Raw genomic sequence first — 17,638 nt, 5'->3', positions numbered from 1 at the left:
GCCAGCAACCTCACGAACCCGGAGACGGTCGGAATGCCGGCCGGCGGCCGGCACTACCAGAACGCATGACCCAGACGCGCGGCGTACCATGGGCACATGAACACCCTGCCCCACACGCCGGGCTACAGCCGGCGCAGCCATGAAATCGCTCCATTCCACGTGATGTCCCTGCTGGCCCGCGCACAGGCGCTGGAGCAGGCCGGCCACGATGTGATCCACCTGGAAATCGGCGAACCGGACTTCACCACCGCCGAACCTGTCGTGCGCGCCGGCCAGGCCGCATTGGCCGCCGGTCATACCCGCTACACCGCCGCACGTGGCCTGCCGGCTCTGCGTGAGGCCATCAGCGGCTTCTATCGCAGCCATTACGGGCTGGATATCGACCCTGAACGCATCCTGGTCACACCGGGTGGGTCCGGTGCGCTGCTGCTGGCCAGCAGCCTGCTGGTCGATCCCGGCCGCCACTGGCTGCTGGCGGACCCCGGCTATCCGTGCAACCGCCACTTCCTGCGCCTGGTGGAAGGCGGTGCGCAACTGGTACCGGTCGGGCCGGAGACCGCCTACCAGCTGACCCCGTCACTGGTGGAACAGCACTGGAATGCCGACAGCGTCGGCGCGCTGGTCGCCTCACCGGCCAACCCGACCGGCACCGTGCTTTCCGCCGACGATCTGGCCGCACTGTCGCAGGCCCTGCACGCGCGGGGCGGCCACCTGGTGGTGGACGAGATCTACCACGGCCTCACCTATGGCCTGGATGCGCCCAGCGTGCTGCAGGTGGATGACAGCGCGTTCGTGCTGAACAGCTTCTCCAAGTATTTCGGCATGACCGGCTGGCGGCTGGGCTGGCTGGTGGCACCGCCGGCCGCGGTACCGGACCTGGAGAAGCTGGCGCAGAACCTGTACATCAGCGCCTCGAGCATCGCCCAGCATGCCGCCCTCGCCTGTTTCAGCGAGGAATCGATGGCGATCTTCGAACAGCGCCGCGAAGCGTTCCGCCAGCGTCGCGACTTCCTGCTGCCCGCACTGCGTGAGCTGGGCTTCCGTATCGAGGTCGAGCCGCAGGGCGCGTTCTACCTGTACGCAGACGTCAGCGCGTTCACCGACGATGCGCAGGCGTTCTGCGCCCACTTCCTGGAAACCGAGCATGTGGCATTCACGCCCGGGCTGGATTTCGGCTTCCATCGTGCCAACCAGCACGTGCGCCTGGCCTATACCCAGGAAGTGCCGCGATTGCAGGAGGCGGTGGAGCGGATCGCGCGTGGGTTGAAGCGCTGGCAGGGATCACGTTGACGGTAGTGCCGGCCGCTGGCCGGCAACCCGGGAATGCGTGAATGATGCAGTTGCCGGCCAGCGGCCGGCACTACCGGCAAAGAAAAACGCCGCCCTCGGGCGGCGTTTTCCGTTCTGCTTACTTGCCGCCCAACCGCTCCCACAGGAAGCTGTAGGCCAGCGCCGACATGTGTGCGGCCTGCGCGTTGTTGGCGGCGCCGCCGTGGCCACCTTCGATGTTCTCGTAGTAGGTCACGTCCTTTCCGGCGTCGATCATCTTCGCCGCCATCTTGCGGGCATGGCCCGGGTGCACGCGGTCATCGCGGGTGGAGGTGGTGAACAGCACCGGCGGGTAGTTCTTCTTCGCGTCGAACAGGTGGTACGGCGAGAAGGTCTTGATGAACTCCCAGTCGCTGGTGTCCGGGTTGCCGTACTCGGCCATCCACGAGGCGCCGGCCAGCAGGTGGCTGTAGCGCTTCATGTCCAGCAGCGGCACCTGCACCACCACCGCACCGAACAGCTCCGGGTACTGGGTCAGCATGTTGCCGGTCAGCAGGCCACCATTGCTGCCGCCCTGCACGCCCAGGTGCCTGGCGCTGGTGATCTTGCGCTTGACCAGATCGCGCGCCACCGCGGCCATGTCTTCATAGGCCTTGTGGCGGTTCTGCTTCAGTGCCGCCTGGTGCCAGCGCGGCCCATACTCGCCACCGCCACGGATGTTGGCGACCACGTACACGCCGCCCTTTTCCAGCCAGGCGCGGCCCATGCCACCGGAATAGCTCGGGGTCAGCGAGATCTCGAAGCCACCGTAGCCGTACAGCAGGGTCGGATTGGAACCGTCCAGCTTCATCGCCCGATCGTGCACAACGAAGTACGGCACGCGGGTGCCATCCTTGCTGGTGGCGAAGTGCTGCTCGATCACCTTGCCCTTGGCATCGAAGAAGGCCGGCATGGTCTTCAGCGTTTCCGGGGCCTGGCCGATCTCGGCCAGCGCCAGCGTGGTCGGGGTCAGGTAGTCGGTGGCCGTCAGCCACACCGCGTCGCTGTCATTGCTGTCGACCGCAGCCACGCCCAGCGTGCCGAAAGCCGGTGCACCAACGAAGCGGCTGGTCTGCCAGCCATTGGCGCCCGGCGTCAGCACCGACAGGCGGTTCTTGACGTCATCCAGCACGTTCAGCACCAGATGGTTCCTGGTCCAGGTGGCGCTGGCCAGCGAGGTGGTCGCGGTCGGGGTGAACAGCACGTCGAACTCGCGCTTGCCGGCCAGGAAGTCGTCCAGCTGGGTGGCCAGCAGCGAACCGGAGGCATAGGTCTTGCCGCCCACGGTCCACGGATCGCGCAGTTCCAGGGTCAGCCACTGCTTGTGCAGGCCCTTCTCGGCCGAATTCGGCGCATCGATTTTGGTCAGCGTGCCGTCGTCGCCACGCAGGTAAAGCTCGTTGTTGTAGAACGCCAGCGTGCGGCTGACCAGGTTGCGCTCGAAGCCCGGGGTGTCATCGTGCATCGCCGCGATGTACATGTCTTCCGGCTTGCCTTCGTACACCACGGTGGCCGAGGCCATCGGCGTGCCACGCTTCCACAGCTTGGCCACGCGCGGGTAGCCGGAGGTGGTCATCGAGCCGGCACCGAAGTCGGTGTAGACGAACACGGTATCGCGGTCGATCCAGTTGAGGCCGCCCTTCGACTCCGGACGGAAGAAGCCATCCTTGATCCAGGTCTTGTTGGCCAGGTCGAATTCGCGGGTGACGTCGGCATCGGCGCCGCCGCGCGACAACGCGATCAGGCAACGGCTGTAGTCCGGGCGCAGGCAATCGGCGCCGTGCCAGACCCAGTTCTCACCCTCGGCCTTGTTCAGTGCATCCAGGTCGAGCACGGTTTCCCACTGCGGCGAGGCCTTGCGGTATTCGGCCAGGGTGGTGCGTCGCCACAGGCCACGCTCGTGCTGCTGGTCCTTCCAGAAGTTGTAGTAGTAGTCGCCGATCTTCTGCACGGCGGGAATCTTGGCATCGGAGTCGAGCACCTCGCGGATGCTGGCTTCCATCTGCTTGAAGGCCGGGGTCTGCGCAAGGCGCGCCTCGGACTTGGCGTTCTGTTCCTTGACCCAGGCCAGCGGCTTGTCGCCGGTTACGTCTTCGAGCCAGGCGTAACGGTCGGTGTCTTCAGCGGCCACGGCGGTCCCCACCGAGGCAGCGGTCATCATGCCAGCCAACAGGCAGGCGGAAGCGAATCGTGACATTGCAGCTCCAGGCAGTCATAAGCCTTGGAACGCTAGCATGGATCACCGCTGTCGCCCCCGTGTCGAAGGTCAGGCCGCGGCGGTGGCGCCGCGACGGCGGCGGGGCGCACCGCCACCGCGTCGGTCCGCCTGTCCACCGGTGTGGCGCGCCCGCCGCAGCCACGACAGGCGCGGCAACGGGAAGCGCAGCAGCGCCCACCAGGCCACCAGCGGCATGCCCACCAGCCACATCGGCAACCAGCCCAGCCACGCGCTGCTACCACGCGCGGCCGGCCAGACCAGGACCAGTGCCACACCGGCCAGGGCCAACTGCCGCACGCTGCGCAGCAGGCGCGGGTCGGCACGTTCAAGGCTGACGCGTTCAGCTGCAGGGCGACGGACGGAACGTGCGTTCATGGGGCTTCTCCGGTAGACAGTGCAACACAGCTTGGTCAATGCCCTTCTCAAAGGCTGCGACACCATTGACGGATCGCGCACGCTCAGTCGACCATGCTCACGCAAAGCCCTCCTGAGCCCGCTCCCGCATGACTTCGATCCGCCCGCTCTGCGCCATGCTCTTGGCCCTGTCCCTGGCGGGCCCCGCCGTGGCCGCCAGCGAGCCGCCATCGCCCCGTGCCAGCGCCCCACGCGTCGTCGACCCGGATGCGCCGATCGACCTGAAGCGCTTCATGGGTACCTGGTACGTGATTGGCCGCGTGCCGAACTTCGTCGAGCGCGGCCATGTGGCCAGCGTCAACGAGTACGAACTGCGCGACGCGCACAAGGTCGGCATCACCTACCGCTATCGTGATGGCTTCGGCGAACCCCTGCAGGAGATCCGCGCACGCGCCAGTGTCGACCCGGACAGCGGCAATCACGGCTGGCGCACCTGGTTCTATCGCGTGGTGCCCACCCATTCACGGGTGCTGGAAGTAGCACCAGATTATTCCTGGGCACTGATCGGCTACCCGGGCCGCGAGATGGCCTGGATCTTCTCGCGCACACCGGACATGGACAAGGGCCTCTACAAGGAACTGGCCGAGCGCCTGCGTGACGAATACGGGGTGAACACCGACAAGCTCAAGCGTGTGCCACAGCGCCCGGAGCAGGTCGGCAAGCTGGGTTACGAAGTACCCAACGTGCGTTGAGAGAGCGCCGGGCGCAGATATAGTGCCGGCCGCTGGCCGGCAGCTCCGGCATACCTGGGAGCAGCGCATCGTTGCCGGCCAGCGGCCGGCACTATCTGAGGCGGGCTACTTGCGGGTGTAGTGCGCGACCAGGCGGTCGCCGAGCATCTGCAGCAGCTGCACCAGGATCAGCAGCACCACCACGGTAACCAGGGCCACGTCGGTGCGGTTGCGCTGGTAGCCTTCGCGCAGCGCCAGGTCGCCCAGGCCGCCGGAACCGATCGCGCCGCCCATGGCAGTGAAGCCAACCAGAGCAACGGTAGTGACCGTGGCGGCGGCAATCAGGCCCGGCCGCGCCTCGGGAAGCAGCACCCGGGTGACCAGTTGCCAGGTGGTGGCACCCATCGACTGCGCGGCCTCGACCACGCCGCGGTCCACTTCGCGCAGCGCGGTTTCCACCAGGCGCGCGTAGAACGGCGCCGCACCGATGACCAGCGCCGGCAACGTGCCGAGCACGCCGATCGACTGGCCCATCAACCACAGCGACACCGGGATCAACACCACCATCAGGATGATGAAGGGTACCGAACGCAGCAGGTTCACCACGATCGCCAGCGCGCCATAGACCAGTGGCCGGCGTTTCATCTGCGGCGCGCCGAACACGTACAGCAGCACGCCCATCGGCAGGCCGATGGCCAGGGTAAGCGGCAGCGAGCCGGCCATCATCAGCAGCGTCTCGAGGGTGGCCTTGCCGATATCCACCCACTTGTCCGCATCCAGGTGGCGGAAGAAGCCGCCGGCAGTAGCGATGATCATCGACGCAGTTCCTCAACGTGCACGCCGGCGGCCACGAACGCGGCCTGCGCGGCGGACTGGTCACCGCCCACCAGGGCGACGACCAGCTGGCCATACGGGGTGTCCTTGATCCGGTCGATACGGCCGGACAGGATGTTGTAGTCGACCCCGGTCTGCCGCGCGACGCTGCCGAGCAGGGGTTCGTAGGTGTCGCCACCGAGGAACGTCAGCCGCACGATGCGGCCACCGACGGCATCGAAATCGCGATGCAGCGCACCTTCGTCCATGTGCTCCGATTCGCTGACGAAACGGCGCGTGGTCGGATGCTGTGGATGCAGGAACACCCGGGTGACCGGCCCGGTCTCGACCATCTGGCCGGCGTCGAGCACGGCGACGCGGTCGCAGACGCGGCGGATCACGTCCATCTCGTGGGTGATCAGCACGATGGTCAGGCCCAGCTCGCGATTGATCTTCGACAGCAGCGACAGCACCGATGCCGTGGTCTGCGGATCGAGCGCACTGGTGGCCTCGTCGCACAGCAGGATCTGCGGACGCGTTGCAAGTGCGCGGGCAATGCCGACGCGCTGCTTCTGGCCACCGGACAGCTGCGCCGGATACTTCTGCGCATGCGCTTCCAGGCCAACGGTCTGCAGCAGCTCGACCACGCGTGCGTCGATCTCCGCCTTCGGCGTGCCGGCCAGCTCCAGCGGGAAGGCGACGTTGCCGGCCACCGTGCGCGAAGACAGCAGGTTGAAGTGCTGGAAGATCATGCCGATGCGCCGGCGCAGCGAGCGCAGGCCGTCCGCGTCCAGTGCGGTGACATCCTCGCCACCGATCAGCAGACGCCCGCCACTGGGTTCTTCCAGGCGGTTGATCATGCGGATCAGCGTCGACTTGCCGGCGCCGGAATGGCCGATGATGCCGAATACCTCACCGGCCTCGATGGTCAGGTCCAGCAGCTGCAGCGCGCTCACTGCGCGGCCGGCAACGGCATAGGATTTGTGCAGGCGCTGGAACTCGATCACGGGCGTGGCTCACCGGCTGGGTGACGGAAGGGGGCGTGCAGCCTACCAGCGCAGGCGGTCGCGCGCCCGCGCCATGGGCCAGAATGTTATTCCTTTTGGTTCTAAGCCGCTGCCCACGGTAGCGCCGGCCGCTGGCCGGCACCTGCAGCGGTCCCTCCGGCGCGAGGGGTTGCCGGCCGCCGGCCGGCCCTACCCCGGCTCAGGGGTGGTCCAACGGCTTCGGCGGCTCCTGCCGGTTCACCCGCTCGCGATGCAGCAGGTACAGGCCGGACGCAACGATGATCGCCGCCCCACCCAGGTATAGCCATCGGGCAGCTGGCCCCAGAACGCCAGGTCCCAGCCGATCACCCAGACCAGCCCGCTGTACTCGAGCGGCGCGATCATCGAGGCCTCGCCCAGCTGGAAGGCCCTGGTCAGGGCGATCTGGCCCAGCGCCCCGGCCAGGCCCATGCCGCCGATCAGCGGCGCATGTGCCAGTTGCAGTGGCACCCAGCCGGGAAGGGCCAGCAGGCCGGCACCGATGGCCATGATCACCAGGAACCAGACCACCATCGACTGCGAGGTATCGGTGCGGGTCAGCAGGCTGACCGTGATCGCAGCTACGGCATAGGCGGTGGCCGCGGCCAGCACCATCAGCCCAGGCACCGAAATGAAGCCGTCCACGCCCGGCCGCAGCACCACCAGCACGCCGACCAGGCCGATGCCGATGGCGACCCAGCGCCGCGGCCCGACCCGTTCGCCCAGCAGCGGCACCGACAGCGCAGCGATCAGCAGCGGGGCAACGAAATAGATGGTGTAGGCAGTGGACAGCGGCAGGTCGCGCAGGGCGAACACGAAGCAGCCGATCATCGCCATGCCCAGCGCACCACGCAGCAGGTGCAGCCCCCAGCGGCGCGGCACCAGTGAACGCGGCCCGGCGCTGGCCAGCACCCAGACCAGCACGAACGGCAACGAGGCCGCGCCGCGCAGGAAGGTCACTTCCAGGGTGGGGTAGCTGGCCGACAGCTGCTTCATGCCGGCGTCCATCAGCGAGAAGCAGGCGACCGCAGCGACCATCCAGGCCACCGCGCGCGAGGGAGAGCGTTGCACGTTCATGGCCCATTATCGCCCGGTCGTCGCTTTCTGTAGAGCCGAGCCCACGCTCGGCTGCTCTTCACAAAGCAGCCAAACGTAGGCTCGGCGCTACAAAGGGCGGGCATAGGGCCCTCGCGATAGAATGGCTGTCACTGAATCCTGCGGAGCATCGCCCATGCCTTCCTTCGACGTCGTGTCCGAAGTCGACACCCACGAACTGACCAACGCCATCGACCAGGCCAACCGCGAACTGGCCACCCGCTTCGATTTCAAGGGCGTGGATGCCAAGTTCGAGCGCGATGGCGATGTGATCAACCAGTTCGCGCCGACCGAGTTCCAGCTCAAGCAGATGAACGACATCCTGCGTGCACGCCTGGCCGCGCGCGGCATCGATGTGCTCAGCCTCGAATTCGGCGACATCGAGACCAACCTGGCCCAGGCCCGGCAGAAGATCACCGTCAAGCAGGGCATCGAGCAGAAGGTCGCCAAGAAGATCGCCGCTGCGCTGAAGGAGGCCAAGCTGAAGGTCGAAAGCCAGATCAACGGCGACAAGCTGCGCGTGCAGGGCAAGAAGCGCGATGACCTGCAGGACGCCATCTCCGTGCTCAAGGCCGGCAAGTTCGAGCTGCCGCTGCAGTTCAACAATTTCCGCGATTGATCTGGCCGCCGGGCATGGCCCGGCGCCGGCACCTGCGGTACGACGGCGCGTTGCAATCGACGCGCCTACAATGTCCGCCCCGCCAGCCGACGTGCCCGCCATGACCGACGCCCAACTGCCCACCGAGGACCCGATCGCCGCCACCCGCCTGTGGCTGGAACGCATCGTCATCGGCCTGAACCTGTGCCCGTTCGCCAAGGCGGTGTATGTGAAGGACCAGGTCCGCATCGTGCTCAGCGATGCGACCACGACGGAAGCCCTGGTTGAGCAGCTGGCCGAGGAACTGGTCCTGCTGCGCGATACGCCGGCCGAGCAGATCGATACCACGCTGATCGTGCATCCGCAGGTGCTGACCGATTTCCTCGACTACAACGACTTCCTCGACAACGCCGATGCGGCGATCGAGGCACTGGACCTGCAGGGCATCCTGCAGGTGGCCAGCTTCCATCCGGACTACCAGTTCGAAGGCGTGGCGCCGGGCGATGCCAGCAACTACACCAACCGTGCGCCCTTCCCCACCCTGCACCTGCTGCGCGAAGACAGCGTGACGCGCGCGGTGGACGCGTTCCCTGATCCGGACGTGATCGTCGAGCGCAACATCCAGACCCTGGACCGTATCGGCGTGGACGGCTGGCATCGCCGCCTGCGTGGCGAAGACCTGTCGTGAGCACGGTGCCGCCGATTGCCGCTTGGCCGGCCGCGCCGCTGTCGGGCAAGGTGGTGCTGGTCACCGGCGGCGCCAACGGCATCGGCCGTGGCATCGCCCAGTGCGTGCTCGGTGCAGGTGGCCGCGTGTTGATCGGCGACCTGGACGTGGAAGCCGGCCAGGCCTGCCTGCGCGAGTGGCAACGCGGTGAGGACGCCGCATTCCAGCACCTGGACATTACCGACGAAGCCAGTGTGCGCGACTTCATTGCCACGGCCCTGCAGTGTTTTGGTCGCATCGACGGGCTGGTCAACAACGCGGGCATCGCCGGTGCGCACGGCTCGCGGCTGCAGGACATGGACTGGGATGAATGGCAGCGCCGCCTGTCGTCGCTGCACGGCGCTTTCCTGTGCAGCAAGCACGCGTTGCCGGCGCTGACAGCCAGCGCCGCCGGCGCCATCATCAACATCGCCTCGACCCGCGCCTGGCAATCCGAAGCGCACAGCGAGGCCTATGCGGCGGCCAAGGGTGGCCTGGTGGCCTTCACCCATGCGCTGGCGATCAGCGCCGGCCCGGCGGTGCGGGTGAACAGCATCAGCCCGGGCTGGATCGGCACCAGCGAGTGGCAGGCACCCTCACGGCGACACGCGCCGGAGTACTCGGCCATCGACCACGCACAGCATCCGGTCGGCCGGGTCGGCCACCCCGAGGACATCGGCGCGCTCGCGGTATACCTGCTGTCGTCGCTGTCCGGCTTCAGCACCGGCCAGGATTTCATCGTCGACGGCGGCATGACCCGGAAGATGATCTACGCCGAATGACCCACCACCGGTAGTGCCGGCCGTTGGCCGGCGTTCCGGTAGATCCACGCCATGCGTGGAGGGCGGTGAAGTGCCAACCAAGGTTGGCACCTACCCGACGCCTTACGCCATGCCCGAGTGACGCAGCAGCGCGTCGATCTGCGGTGCACGGCCGCGGAAAGCCCTGAAGTTCTCCGCCGCCGGGCGGCTGCCACCGCGCGACAGGATCTCATCACGGAAGCGTGCACCGGTTTCCGCCAGTGCCTGCGGCGCTTCCTCGAACGCGGCATAGGCGTCGGCGCTGAGCACCTCGGCCCACTTGTAGCTGTAGTAGCCCGCGGCGTAACCGCCCGCAAAGATGTGGCTGAACTGGTGCGGGAAGCGGTTCCAGGCCGGCGGGTGGTTCACCGCCACTTCCGCGCGCACGCGGTCGAGCAGCGCCAGCACGCTGTCCTGCGCTGGCTCGAACTGGCTGTGCAGCAGCATGTCGAACAGGCCGAACTCCAGCTGGCGGACGGTGGCCATGCCGCTGTGGAAGTTGCGCGCGGCCAGCATGCGCTCGTACAGCGTGCGCGGCAGCGGCTCGCCGCTGTCCACGTGCGCCGTCATCGCCTGCAGGTGGTCCCATTCCCAGCAGAAGTTCTCCATGAACTGGCTGGGCAGCTCAACCGCATCCCATTCCACGCCGTTGATGCCGGCCACGCCCAGTTCGCCGATGCGGGTCAGCAGCTGGTGCAGGCCGTGGCCCATCTCATGGAACAGCGTGGTCACTTCGTTGTGGCTGAAGGTGGCCGGCTTGCCGTTGGCGCCCCGGCCGAAGTTGCACACCAGGTAGACCAGCGGCGTCTGCACGCTGCCGTCGGCGCGCACGCGACGGTTGCGGCAATCATCCATCCACGCCCCGCCGCGCTTGCCCTCGCGTGCGTACAGGTCCAGGTAGAACTGGCCGACCAGCGCGCCCTGCGCATCGACCAGGCGGAAGAAGCGCACGTCTTCGTGCCAGACCGGCGCGCTGTCCTCCTGCACATGCAGGCCATACAGCTGCTCGATCACCGAGAACAGGCCGCCCAGCACCTTCGGCTCGGTGAAATACTGCTTCACCTCCTGCTCGGAATAGCTGTAACGCGCCTGCTTCAGGCGGTCGGCGGCGAACGCCAGGTCCCAGGCCTGCAGGGCATCGATGCCCAGCTGCTCGCGTGCGAACTGCTCCAGCTCGGCGCGGTCCCTGGCGGCGAACGGCTTGGCGCGCGAGGCCAGGTCACGCAGGAAACCGAGCACTTCGGCCGGGTCCTGCGCCATCTTGGTCGCCACCGAGTAATGGCCGTACGAATCGAAGCCGAGCAACGCAGCCAGTTCGGCGCGCAGGGCCAGGATGCGGTCGATGTTGCCGCTGTTGTCCAGTGCGTCATCGCCGAATTCGGACGCACGCTGGGCGCTGGCGCGGTACAGGATCTCGCGCAGGTCGCGGTCCTCGCCCCAGGTCTGCACTGGCAGGTAGCACGGCATCTGCAGGGTCAGTTTCCAGCCGGCCTTGCCGTCCTTCCGTGCTGCGGCATGCGCGGTGGCCTTCACGTCTTCCGGCAGGCCCTTCAGCCGCGCTTCGTCTTCGATGATCAGCGACCAGGCATCGGTAGCGTCGAGCACGTTCTGCGAGAACTTCGCCGACAGCGCCGACAGTTCTTCCTTGATCGCAGCAAAACGCTGCTGGGCCTCGGGCGCCAGCTCGGCGCCGCCCAGGCGGAAGTCGCGCAGGGTGTTGTCCAGCACCTTGCGCTGGGCTTCATCGAAATGCGCAGCCTCCGGGCTGGCGGCCAGCGCCTGGTACTGCCGATACAGCGCCAGGTTCTGCCCCAGCGCACTGGCGAAGCGGGTCACCCGCGGCAGGTTGCTGTTGTAGGCCTCGCGCAGTTCCGGGGTGTTGACCACGCCCTGCAGGTGGCCGACCAGGCTCCAGGCGCGCCACAGTCGCTCGGTCGCGTCGTCCAACGGGGTGACGAAGGTCTCCCAACGCACCGGCTGCACCTGCTCGGCCGCGCTGACGGCGGCTTCGGCCTCGGCCAGCAGCACATCCAGCGCCGGCGCGACGTGCTCGGGGCGGATCGCCTCGAAGCGCGGCAGGCCGGAAAAATCGAGCAGGGGGTTGGCAACGGTCACGGCAGATCTCCAGGATACGGGCCCGGCACCCGGGCAGCCCTCCAGATATGGCGCTGCCGGGCGCGGCTGACAAGGGGGCGCGGCATTCACATCGGCCTTACGCGCGCCCCCCGAAGCTCTGGATGCGGGGGAGTCCGCAGCGGCACGTACCGAACGAGGCCCCACATGGAAGGTCTGGCTGCAGTTGCATCCGCCTCACCGGCGCGGTCGCTGGCACTGTCTGCCAGCGCGGCCGAACTGGCCTGGATCGCCGCGCTGTGCGATGCCGGCGACGACGCCCCGCGCCACCTGCAGCAGTTGCAGGCGGTGCTGCAGCAGGGCGGCACGTTCAATGAAAGCCAGGAGTGGTACCCGTTCGAAGTGGTCGAGCGCGGCGCCAGCCAGCTGCAGCTGGGCCATGAGCGCGAGTTCGTGATCTGCGTGCTGCTGTGGTTGCAGGCATTGGCCCAGGGCCGCGCCAGCATCCTGGATCCCACCCTGCACCTGGATGACCGCGCGATGGACATCGAGGCCTTGCCCGATGCACTGCGCGACGCGGTGCTCGACGCCTTCACCGCAGCGGGTTACTGAGACACCGTCGCGGACGCCGACATGGCCCGGCGCGAGCGTCGTCCGTGCTACAGCGCTTCCAGGCTGCACCACGGCAGCTCGGGCAATCCCTGCCCGGCCACCGCAGCGGCCAGCTGTGCGTCGGCGCCGTCGACATCAATGCCCTGGCGCGCGTACCACGCCGGATAGTAGTAGCTCTGCGCATAGCGCTCGCCGCTGTCGCACAGGATGCTGACGATGCTGCCCTGTTGGCCCGCCTCGCGCATCCACTGCGCCGCCTGCAGTACGCCGATGAAGTTGGTGCCGGTCGAGCCACCGACACGGCGGCCGAGCTGGCGGCTGACATGGCGCATCGCAGCCAGGCTCAGCGCGTCGGGTACCTTGACCATCGCATCGACGCTGGTCGGGATGAAGCTCGGCTCCACCCGTGGCCGGCCGATGCCTTCCACGCGCGAACCACCACTGCAGGTCAGGTCGCGCCAGTCCTGTTCACCGGCCACGGCGGCCCGGTAGCCGTCGAAGAACACCGACACTTCCGGGTCCGCGCACAGGATGCGGGTGTCGTGGCGGCGGTAGCTGACATAGCGGCCCAGGGTGGCGGCGGTGCCGCCGGTGCCGGGGCTGCACACGATCCATTCCGGAACCGGGCTGGGCTCTTCGGCCATCTGCTTGAAGATGGACTCGGCGATGTTGTTGTTGGCACGCCAGTCAGTCGCGCGCTCAGCGTAGGTGAACTGGTCCATGAAGTGGCCACCGGTTTCACGGGCCAGCTTTTCCGAATCACAGTTGAGGTCGCAGGCGCGTTCGACCAGGTGGCAGCGGCCGCCCTGGAACTCGATCGCGGCGATCTTTTCAGGCGAGGTGGTGGCCGGGATCACCGCAATGAACGGCAGGCCGAGCAGGCGCGCGAAATAGGCTTCGGACACCGCCGTCGAGCCGCTGGACGCTTCGATCACCGGTCGCCCTTCGCGCAGCCAGCCATTGGCCAGCGCATACAGGAACAGCGAGCGCGCCAGCCGGTGCTTGAGGCTGCCGGTGGGATGGCTCGACTCATCCTTCAGGTACACATCGATGCCCTCGAACCCGGGCAGCGCCAGCGGGATCAGGTGGGTATCGGCGGAGCGGTTGAAATCGGCTTCAATCTTGCGGATGGCGGCGGCCACCCATTCACGCTGCGACATGGCGGGCAATCGTTGTCAGGACGGAACGGTGCGATCCGGCCATTGTACGTCGCGGTACCGTCAGGTGCTGGCCGGTAGAATGCCCCCATCCGGCCGGCAACGGCCCTGTCTGAAGGACCTCCCCCCATGACCATTCCCGCCCTGCGCGATGTCCCCGGCGTCGCCGCCCAGGCCCCGGCCGAAACCACCGGCTTCGTGTTCAACCACACCATGCTGCGGGTGAAGGACATCACCGCCTCGCTGGACTTCTACACCCGCGTGCTCGGCTACCAGCTGATCGACAAGCGCGACTTCCCGGAGGCCCAGTTCAGCCTGTACTTCCTGGCCTACCTCCCGGCCGGCGTGGTGGTACCGGAAGACGACAGCCAGCGCCGCCTGTGGATGGCCGGCCTGCCGGGCGTGCTGGAACTGACCCACAACCACGGCACCGAAACCCAGGACGGCGCGGTCTACCACGACGGCAACAGCGACCCGCGCGGCTTCGGCCACATCTGCGTGTCGGTGCCGGACATCGAGGCGGCCTGCCAGCGCTTCGAGGACCTCGGGGTAACCTTCCAGAAGCGGCTGACCGACGGCCGCATGAAGAACCTGGCCTTCATCAAGGACCCGGACGGCTACTGGGTCGAGATCATCGCCAACGTCTGACCCGGAAAGGGGCACAATTCCGGTAGCGCCGGGCCATGCCCGGCGGCCTTGAGCAGGCCGCGCTGCGCGCTCGCCGGGCACGGCCCGGCGCTACCGACTCCGTCCCCTTTTTGAAGAGGTACGCATGGAAACGATGGAACTGCACCGTGGCCGCCTGATCGACCACATCCAGCTGGTAGTGCGCGACCTGGCCGCCAGCCGCCGCTTCTACCAGGCAGTGTTCGATACGATCGGCATCCCACTCGGCGGCGAAGGGCCGGACTTCTTCTGGGCCGACGAGCTGTTCATTTCCAGCGCCAGCAGCCGTGCCGCCGCCGGCCAGCTGACCGGCCGCCATCATCTAGCCTTCCAGGCCCGCGACAGCGCCACGGTCGATGCCTTCCACACCGCTGCCATCGCCGCCGGTGGCACAGACAACGGCGCACCGGGCGAGCGCCCCTACCACCCGGGCTACTACGGCGCCTTCGTGCTCGACCCCGATGGCAACAACATCGAAGTGGTCTACCACGGCCCGGCGAACTACAGTGCCGACTCGGTGAAGGTGACGTTCTGACTTCACCGACGCCGTGAACGAAGAAGCCGGGCAATGCCCGGCTTCTCTGATTCCAGCGCTGCAGCCCTCAGTGGGCGGCCATGTAGATGTCCTGCAGCACGGCCTTTTCCAGTTCCAGCTCGCCCAGCAGGTTCTTCACGATATCGCCCAGGCTGAGGATGCCGACCAGCTGGTTGCCGTCGGTCACCATCAGGTGACGGCGACGCGAGTACGTCATCAGCGACATGGCCTGCTTCAGCGTGGCGTCCGGCGCAATGCCCTCCAGGCCCGTGGACGGCAGGCTGGAAATCACCCGGCGGCCGGCCTGCGGGCCATCGTCGGCCAGGGTGCGCACGATGTCCTTCTCGGAGATGATGCCGACCGGGGCATCGTCCTTCATCACCACCAGCGCAGCGATCCTGTTCGCGCTCATCTTGTGGGCGGCGGCACCGATGGTGTCTTCGGCATCGATGGTGATGACAGCTTCTTTCTTGGATTGCAGGAGTTCGCGGACGTTCATTCTTGTTTCCTGGTGCAGGTCACTGAAGTCAAAAAAGTGTGCTCTTCCGATACGCCCCCTCCCCGGGAACAGACCTTTCAGCGCACGTCTGGCGCACCCGTCTGCCGCATGGGAGGCATCGGCAGACGACGTGCTGCAACGCGAACGAGGTGGGGGTTCAACCGCTCAACCCGGACCTCGGTCAAATCGATTCTACGACTGCGACCATCGGTCACTACCGGCATCGATAGGACAGTTCGTCGTGGGAACCAGCTGACGATCCAGAGAATGGCACCGCGGCTGAAACCGCCGCTGAATACAAGCGCAGTTGCGCATTAAAGATTGATTGCCCGCTGCCGACAGCGGACAGAACACCCGGCGGCAATCCCACTTCGCACTGTCCGGCCAAACGAAAGGGCCCACGCGGGGCCCCTTCGCTTGCAGCATCCAACCGGAGCGATGGGTATTACTCCACCGTCACGCTCTTGGCCAGGTTGCGCGGCTTGTCCACGTCGGTGCCGCGTGCCAGCGCAGTGTGGTAGGCCAGCAGCTGCACCGGGATGGTGTGCACGATCGGGCTGAGCACGCCGGCGTGGCGCGGGGTGCGAATCACGTGCACGCCTTCGGACGCGTTGAAGTTGCTGTCCTGGTCGGCGAACACGAACAGCTCGCCGCCACGCGCGCGCACTTCCTGCATGTTCGACTTCACCTTTTCCAGCAGGCTGTCGTTGGGGGCGATCACCACCACCGGCATGTCCTCGTCCACCAGCGCCAGCGGACCATGCTTCAGCTCACCTGCCGGGTAGGCCTCGGCGTGGATGTAGGAAATCTCCTTGAGCTTGAGCGCGCCCTCCAGCGCGATCGGGTAATGCAGGCCACGGCCCAGGAACAGCGCATTGGACTTGCGCGCAAAGCGTTCGGCCCACGCCGCGATCTGCGGTTCCAGGTTCAGCGCGTGCTGCACGCTGCCCGGCAGGAAGCGCAGCTGCTCCAGGTAATCCGCTTCCTGCGCCGCGTCGATGCGGCCATGCAGCTTGCCCAGCACCACGGTCAACTGGAACAGCGCGGCCAGCTGGGTGGTGAAGGCCTTGGTCGAAGCCACGCCGATCTCGGCGCCGGCACGGGTGTAGCAGACCAGCTCGCTGGCGCGCGGAATTGCGCTTTCCGGCACGTTGCAGATCGACAGCGTGTGCTTGTGGCCAAGCGCCTTGGCGTACTTCAGTGCCTCCATCGTATCCAGCGTTTCGCCGGACTGGGAAATGGTCACGACCAGATGCTTCGGGTTCGCATAAGCGGCGCGGTAGCGGTACTCGCTGGCAATCTCCACGCTGCACGGCAGGCCGGCGATGGCCTCGATCCAGTAGCGCGCGGTCAGGCCTGCGTAGTAGCTCGTGCCGCAGGCAATGATCTGCACGCCCTCGATGCCCGACAGCACCGCCTCGGCGTTCTTGCCGAACAGCTCGGCCGGGAAGCCACCGGCGTCGATCGCCGCTTCGATGGTGTCGCCCAGCGCACGCGGCTGTTCGTGGATTTCCTTCTGCATGAAGTGGCGGTACGGACCCAGCTCCAGCGAGGCCAGCGACACATCGGACAGATGCACGTCGCGCTCGACCGGCTGGTCATGCTCGTCGAAGATGCGCACGCCATCGCGACGGATCTCGGCGGTGTCGCCCTCTTCCAGGAAGATCACCTTGCGTGTGGCCGAGATCACCGCCGAGACGTCGGAGGCGACGAAATTCTCGCCCTCGCCCAGGCCGATCAGCAGCGGGCAGCCCATGCGCGCGCAGACGAAGCGCTCCGGCTCGGCGCGGCTGACCACGGCCAGCGCATAGGCACCGGTCAGCTCTTTCACCGTGTGCTGCAGCGCCACCAGCAGGTCATCGCCGTCCTTCAGGTGATGGTGGATGAGGTGGGCGATGACTTCGGTATCGGTCTGCGACTCGAAGGTGTAGCCCAGCGCACGCAGCTTCTCGCGCTGCTCCTCATGGTTCTCGATGATGCCGTTGTGCACCAGCGCCACGCCATGGCTGATATGCGGATGCGCGTTGGCCTCGGTGACACCACCGTGGGTGGCCCAGCGGGTGTGGCCGATGCCCAGCACCGCATTGAAGCCCTCTGCCTCGGCCGCAGTGGCCATTTCCGACACACGACCGGTACGACGCACGCGGCGTACATCGCGGCGCTCACCCTGGTCGACTACCGCAATACCCGAGGAATCGTAACCACGGTATTCAAGACGCTTCAGCCCCTCGATCAGTACCGGCACCACGTCGCGATCAGCGATCGCACCCACGATTCCACACATGTCACGCGTTTCCTTGAAGACGATCGGCGCATTCTAGCCCGCGCGTCCGGCGTCGCCCTCCTGTCCGCTTAATGAAAGTGTCCGGAAAGGTGTCCGCGGACACCCGGACACTTCGCCTCCTCATCCAACCTGTTGAACCAAAAGGAAATAAAGTTGGCACGCAA

General features: G+C 66.9%; 16 protein-coding genes and 1 pseudogene. 8 read left to right on the top strand and 9 right to left on the bottom strand.

All coding sequences use genetic code 11. From position 1 onward, the window contains the following. Nucleotides 1-96: 96 nt before the first annotated feature. Nucleotides 97-1,290 carry a pyridoxal phosphate-dependent aminotransferase gene (locus tag BN1263_RS09155; protein WP_058980624.1) on the top strand — a complete coding sequence of 398 codons (1,194 nt, stop codon included), beginning with the start codon at nucleotides 97-99 and terminating at the stop codon, nucleotides 1,288-1,290. Between the two features lie 118 nt (nucleotides 1,291-1,408). Here the strand turns inward: BN1263_RS09155 and BN1263_RS09150 are convergent, their stop codons facing one another. Together BN1263_RS09150 and BN1263_RS09145 are read right to left on the bottom strand one after the other, a co-directional pair. After that, nucleotides 1,409-3,505, bottom strand: a complete 2,097-nt coding sequence (locus BN1263_RS09150) for a prolyl oligopeptidase family serine peptidase (RefSeq protein ID WP_058980622.1) — start codon at nucleotides 3,503-3,505, stop codon at nucleotides 1,409-1,411. 69 nt (nucleotides 3,506-3,574) lie between these two features. Then, nucleotides 3,575-3,901 carry a hypothetical protein gene (locus tag BN1263_RS09145; protein ID WP_058980620.1) on the bottom strand — a complete coding sequence of 109 codons (327 nt, stop codon included), beginning with the start codon at nucleotides 3,899-3,901 and terminating at the stop codon, nucleotides 3,575-3,577. A 128-nt stretch (nucleotides 3,902-4,029) separates the two neighbouring features. On the opposite strand from BN1263_RS09145, the gene BN1263_RS09140 reads away from it, so the two are divergent. Continuing rightward, entirely contained in the window at nucleotides 4,030-4,632 is a 603-nt protein-coding gene (locus tag BN1263_RS09140) for a lipocalin family protein (RefSeq protein WP_058980618.1), read from the top strand. A 105-nt stretch (nucleotides 4,633-4,737) separates the two neighbouring features. On the opposite strand, the gene BN1263_RS09135 is transcribed toward BN1263_RS09140, so the two are convergent. From BN1263_RS09135 to BN1263_RS09125, 3 genes and pseudogenes are all read right to left on the bottom strand, one after another. Beyond that, nucleotides 4,738-5,427: a methionine ABC transporter permease gene (locus BN1263_RS09135; protein WP_019660710.1), complete on the bottom strand. Its 690-nt coding sequence runs from the start codon at nucleotides 5,425-5,427 to the stop codon at nucleotides 4,738-4,740. After that, nucleotides 5,424-6,431, bottom strand: coding sequence for a methionine ABC transporter ATP-binding protein (locus BN1263_RS09130; protein ID WP_058980616.1), 1,008 nt, complete (start codon nucleotides 6,429-6,431; stop codon nucleotides 5,424-5,426). Before BN1263_RS09130 ends, BN1263_RS09135 begins: the two co-directional genes overlap by 4 nt. 199 nt (nucleotides 6,432-6,630) lie before the next feature. Then, nucleotides 6,631-7,526, bottom strand: a pseudogene (locus BN1263_RS09125) (EamA family transporter). Nucleotides 7,527-7,680: 154 nt separating this feature from the next. Between BN1263_RS09125 and BN1263_RS09120 the strand changes: the two are divergent. From BN1263_RS09120 to BN1263_RS09110, 3 genes are all read left to right on the top strand, one after another. After that, a complete protein-coding gene (locus tag BN1263_RS09120) occupies nucleotides 7,681-8,163 on the top strand; it encodes a YajQ family cyclic di-GMP-binding protein (RefSeq protein WP_019660713.1) in 483 nt (160 codons plus the stop codon). A gap of 100 nt (nucleotides 8,164-8,263) precedes the next feature. Beyond that, nucleotides 8,264-8,830 carry a DUF1415 domain-containing protein gene (locus tag BN1263_RS09115; RefSeq protein WP_058980656.1) on the top strand — a complete coding sequence of 189 codons (567 nt, stop codon included), beginning with the start codon at nucleotides 8,264-8,266 and terminating at the stop codon, nucleotides 8,828-8,830. Continuing rightward, nucleotides 8,827-9,630 (top strand): SDR family oxidoreductase, encoded by an 804-nt coding sequence (locus BN1263_RS09110; protein ID WP_058980614.1) that lies wholly within the window; start codon nucleotides 8,827-8,829, stop codon nucleotides 9,628-9,630. The genes BN1263_RS09115 and BN1263_RS09110 overlap by 4 nt, the downstream gene beginning before the upstream one ends. A 102-nt stretch (nucleotides 9,631-9,732) precedes the next feature. Here BN1263_RS09110 and BN1263_RS09105 read toward each other — a convergent pair whose 3' ends face one another. Continuing rightward, nucleotides 9,733-11,763 (bottom strand): M3 family metallopeptidase, encoded by a 2,031-nt coding sequence (locus tag BN1263_RS09105; RefSeq protein ID WP_058980611.1) that lies wholly within the window; start codon nucleotides 11,761-11,763, stop codon nucleotides 9,733-9,735. 165 nt (nucleotides 11,764-11,928) lie between these two features. Here BN1263_RS09105 and BN1263_RS09100 point away from each other — a divergent pair, with 165 nt between their 5' ends. Beyond that, nucleotides 11,929-12,333 (top strand): hypothetical protein, encoded by a 405-nt coding sequence (locus BN1263_RS09100; protein ID WP_005419475.1) that lies wholly within the window; start codon nucleotides 11,929-11,931, stop codon nucleotides 12,331-12,333. Nucleotides 12,334-12,380: 47 nt separating this feature from the next. Here the strand turns inward: BN1263_RS09100 and BN1263_RS09095 are convergent, their stop codons facing one another. Continuing rightward, nucleotides 12,381-13,493: a PLP-dependent cysteine synthase family protein gene (locus tag BN1263_RS09095; protein ID WP_058980609.1), complete on the bottom strand. Its 1,113-nt coding sequence runs from the start codon at nucleotides 13,491-13,493 to the stop codon at nucleotides 12,381-12,383. A gap of 126 nt (nucleotides 13,494-13,619) precedes the next feature. Here BN1263_RS09095 and gloA point away from each other — a divergent pair, with 126 nt between their 5' ends. Then, nucleotides 13,620-14,138 carry a lactoylglutathione lyase gene (gene gloA, locus BN1263_RS09090; protein WP_019660718.1) on the top strand — a complete coding sequence of 173 codons (519 nt, stop codon included), beginning with the start codon at nucleotides 13,620-13,622 and terminating at the stop codon, nucleotides 14,136-14,138. A 124-nt stretch (nucleotides 14,139-14,262) separates the two neighbouring features. Next, entirely contained in the window at nucleotides 14,263-14,691 is a 429-nt protein-coding gene (locus BN1263_RS09085) for a VOC family protein (protein ID WP_019660719.1), read from the top strand. Nucleotides 14,692-14,758: 67 nt separating this feature from the next. On the opposite strand, the gene BN1263_RS09080 is transcribed toward BN1263_RS09085, so the two are convergent. Both BN1263_RS09080 and glmS read right to left on the bottom strand, forming a co-directional pair. Next, nucleotides 14,759-15,190, bottom strand: coding sequence for a CBS domain-containing protein (locus tag BN1263_RS09080; protein WP_014648481.1), 432 nt, complete (start codon nucleotides 15,188-15,190; stop codon nucleotides 14,759-14,761). 445 nt (nucleotides 15,191-15,635) lie between these two features. Beyond that, nucleotides 15,636-17,474 (bottom strand): glutamine--fructose-6-phosphate transaminase (isomerizing), encoded by a 1,839-nt coding sequence (glmS, locus tag BN1263_RS09075; RefSeq protein ID WP_019660720.1) that lies wholly within the window; start codon nucleotides 17,472-17,474, stop codon nucleotides 15,636-15,638. Nucleotides 17,475-17,638: the final 164 nt, after the last annotated feature.

This window comes from Stenotrophomonas thermophila (assembly GCF_001499715.1).
Taxonomy (GTDB): Bacteria; Pseudomonadota; Gammaproteobacteria; order Xanthomonadales; family Xanthomonadaceae; genus Stenotrophomonas; species Stenotrophomonas hibiscicola.
The sequence above is the reverse complement of the archived record's forward strand: the minus strand, read 5'-3'. Positions and strand labels throughout refer to the sequence as shown.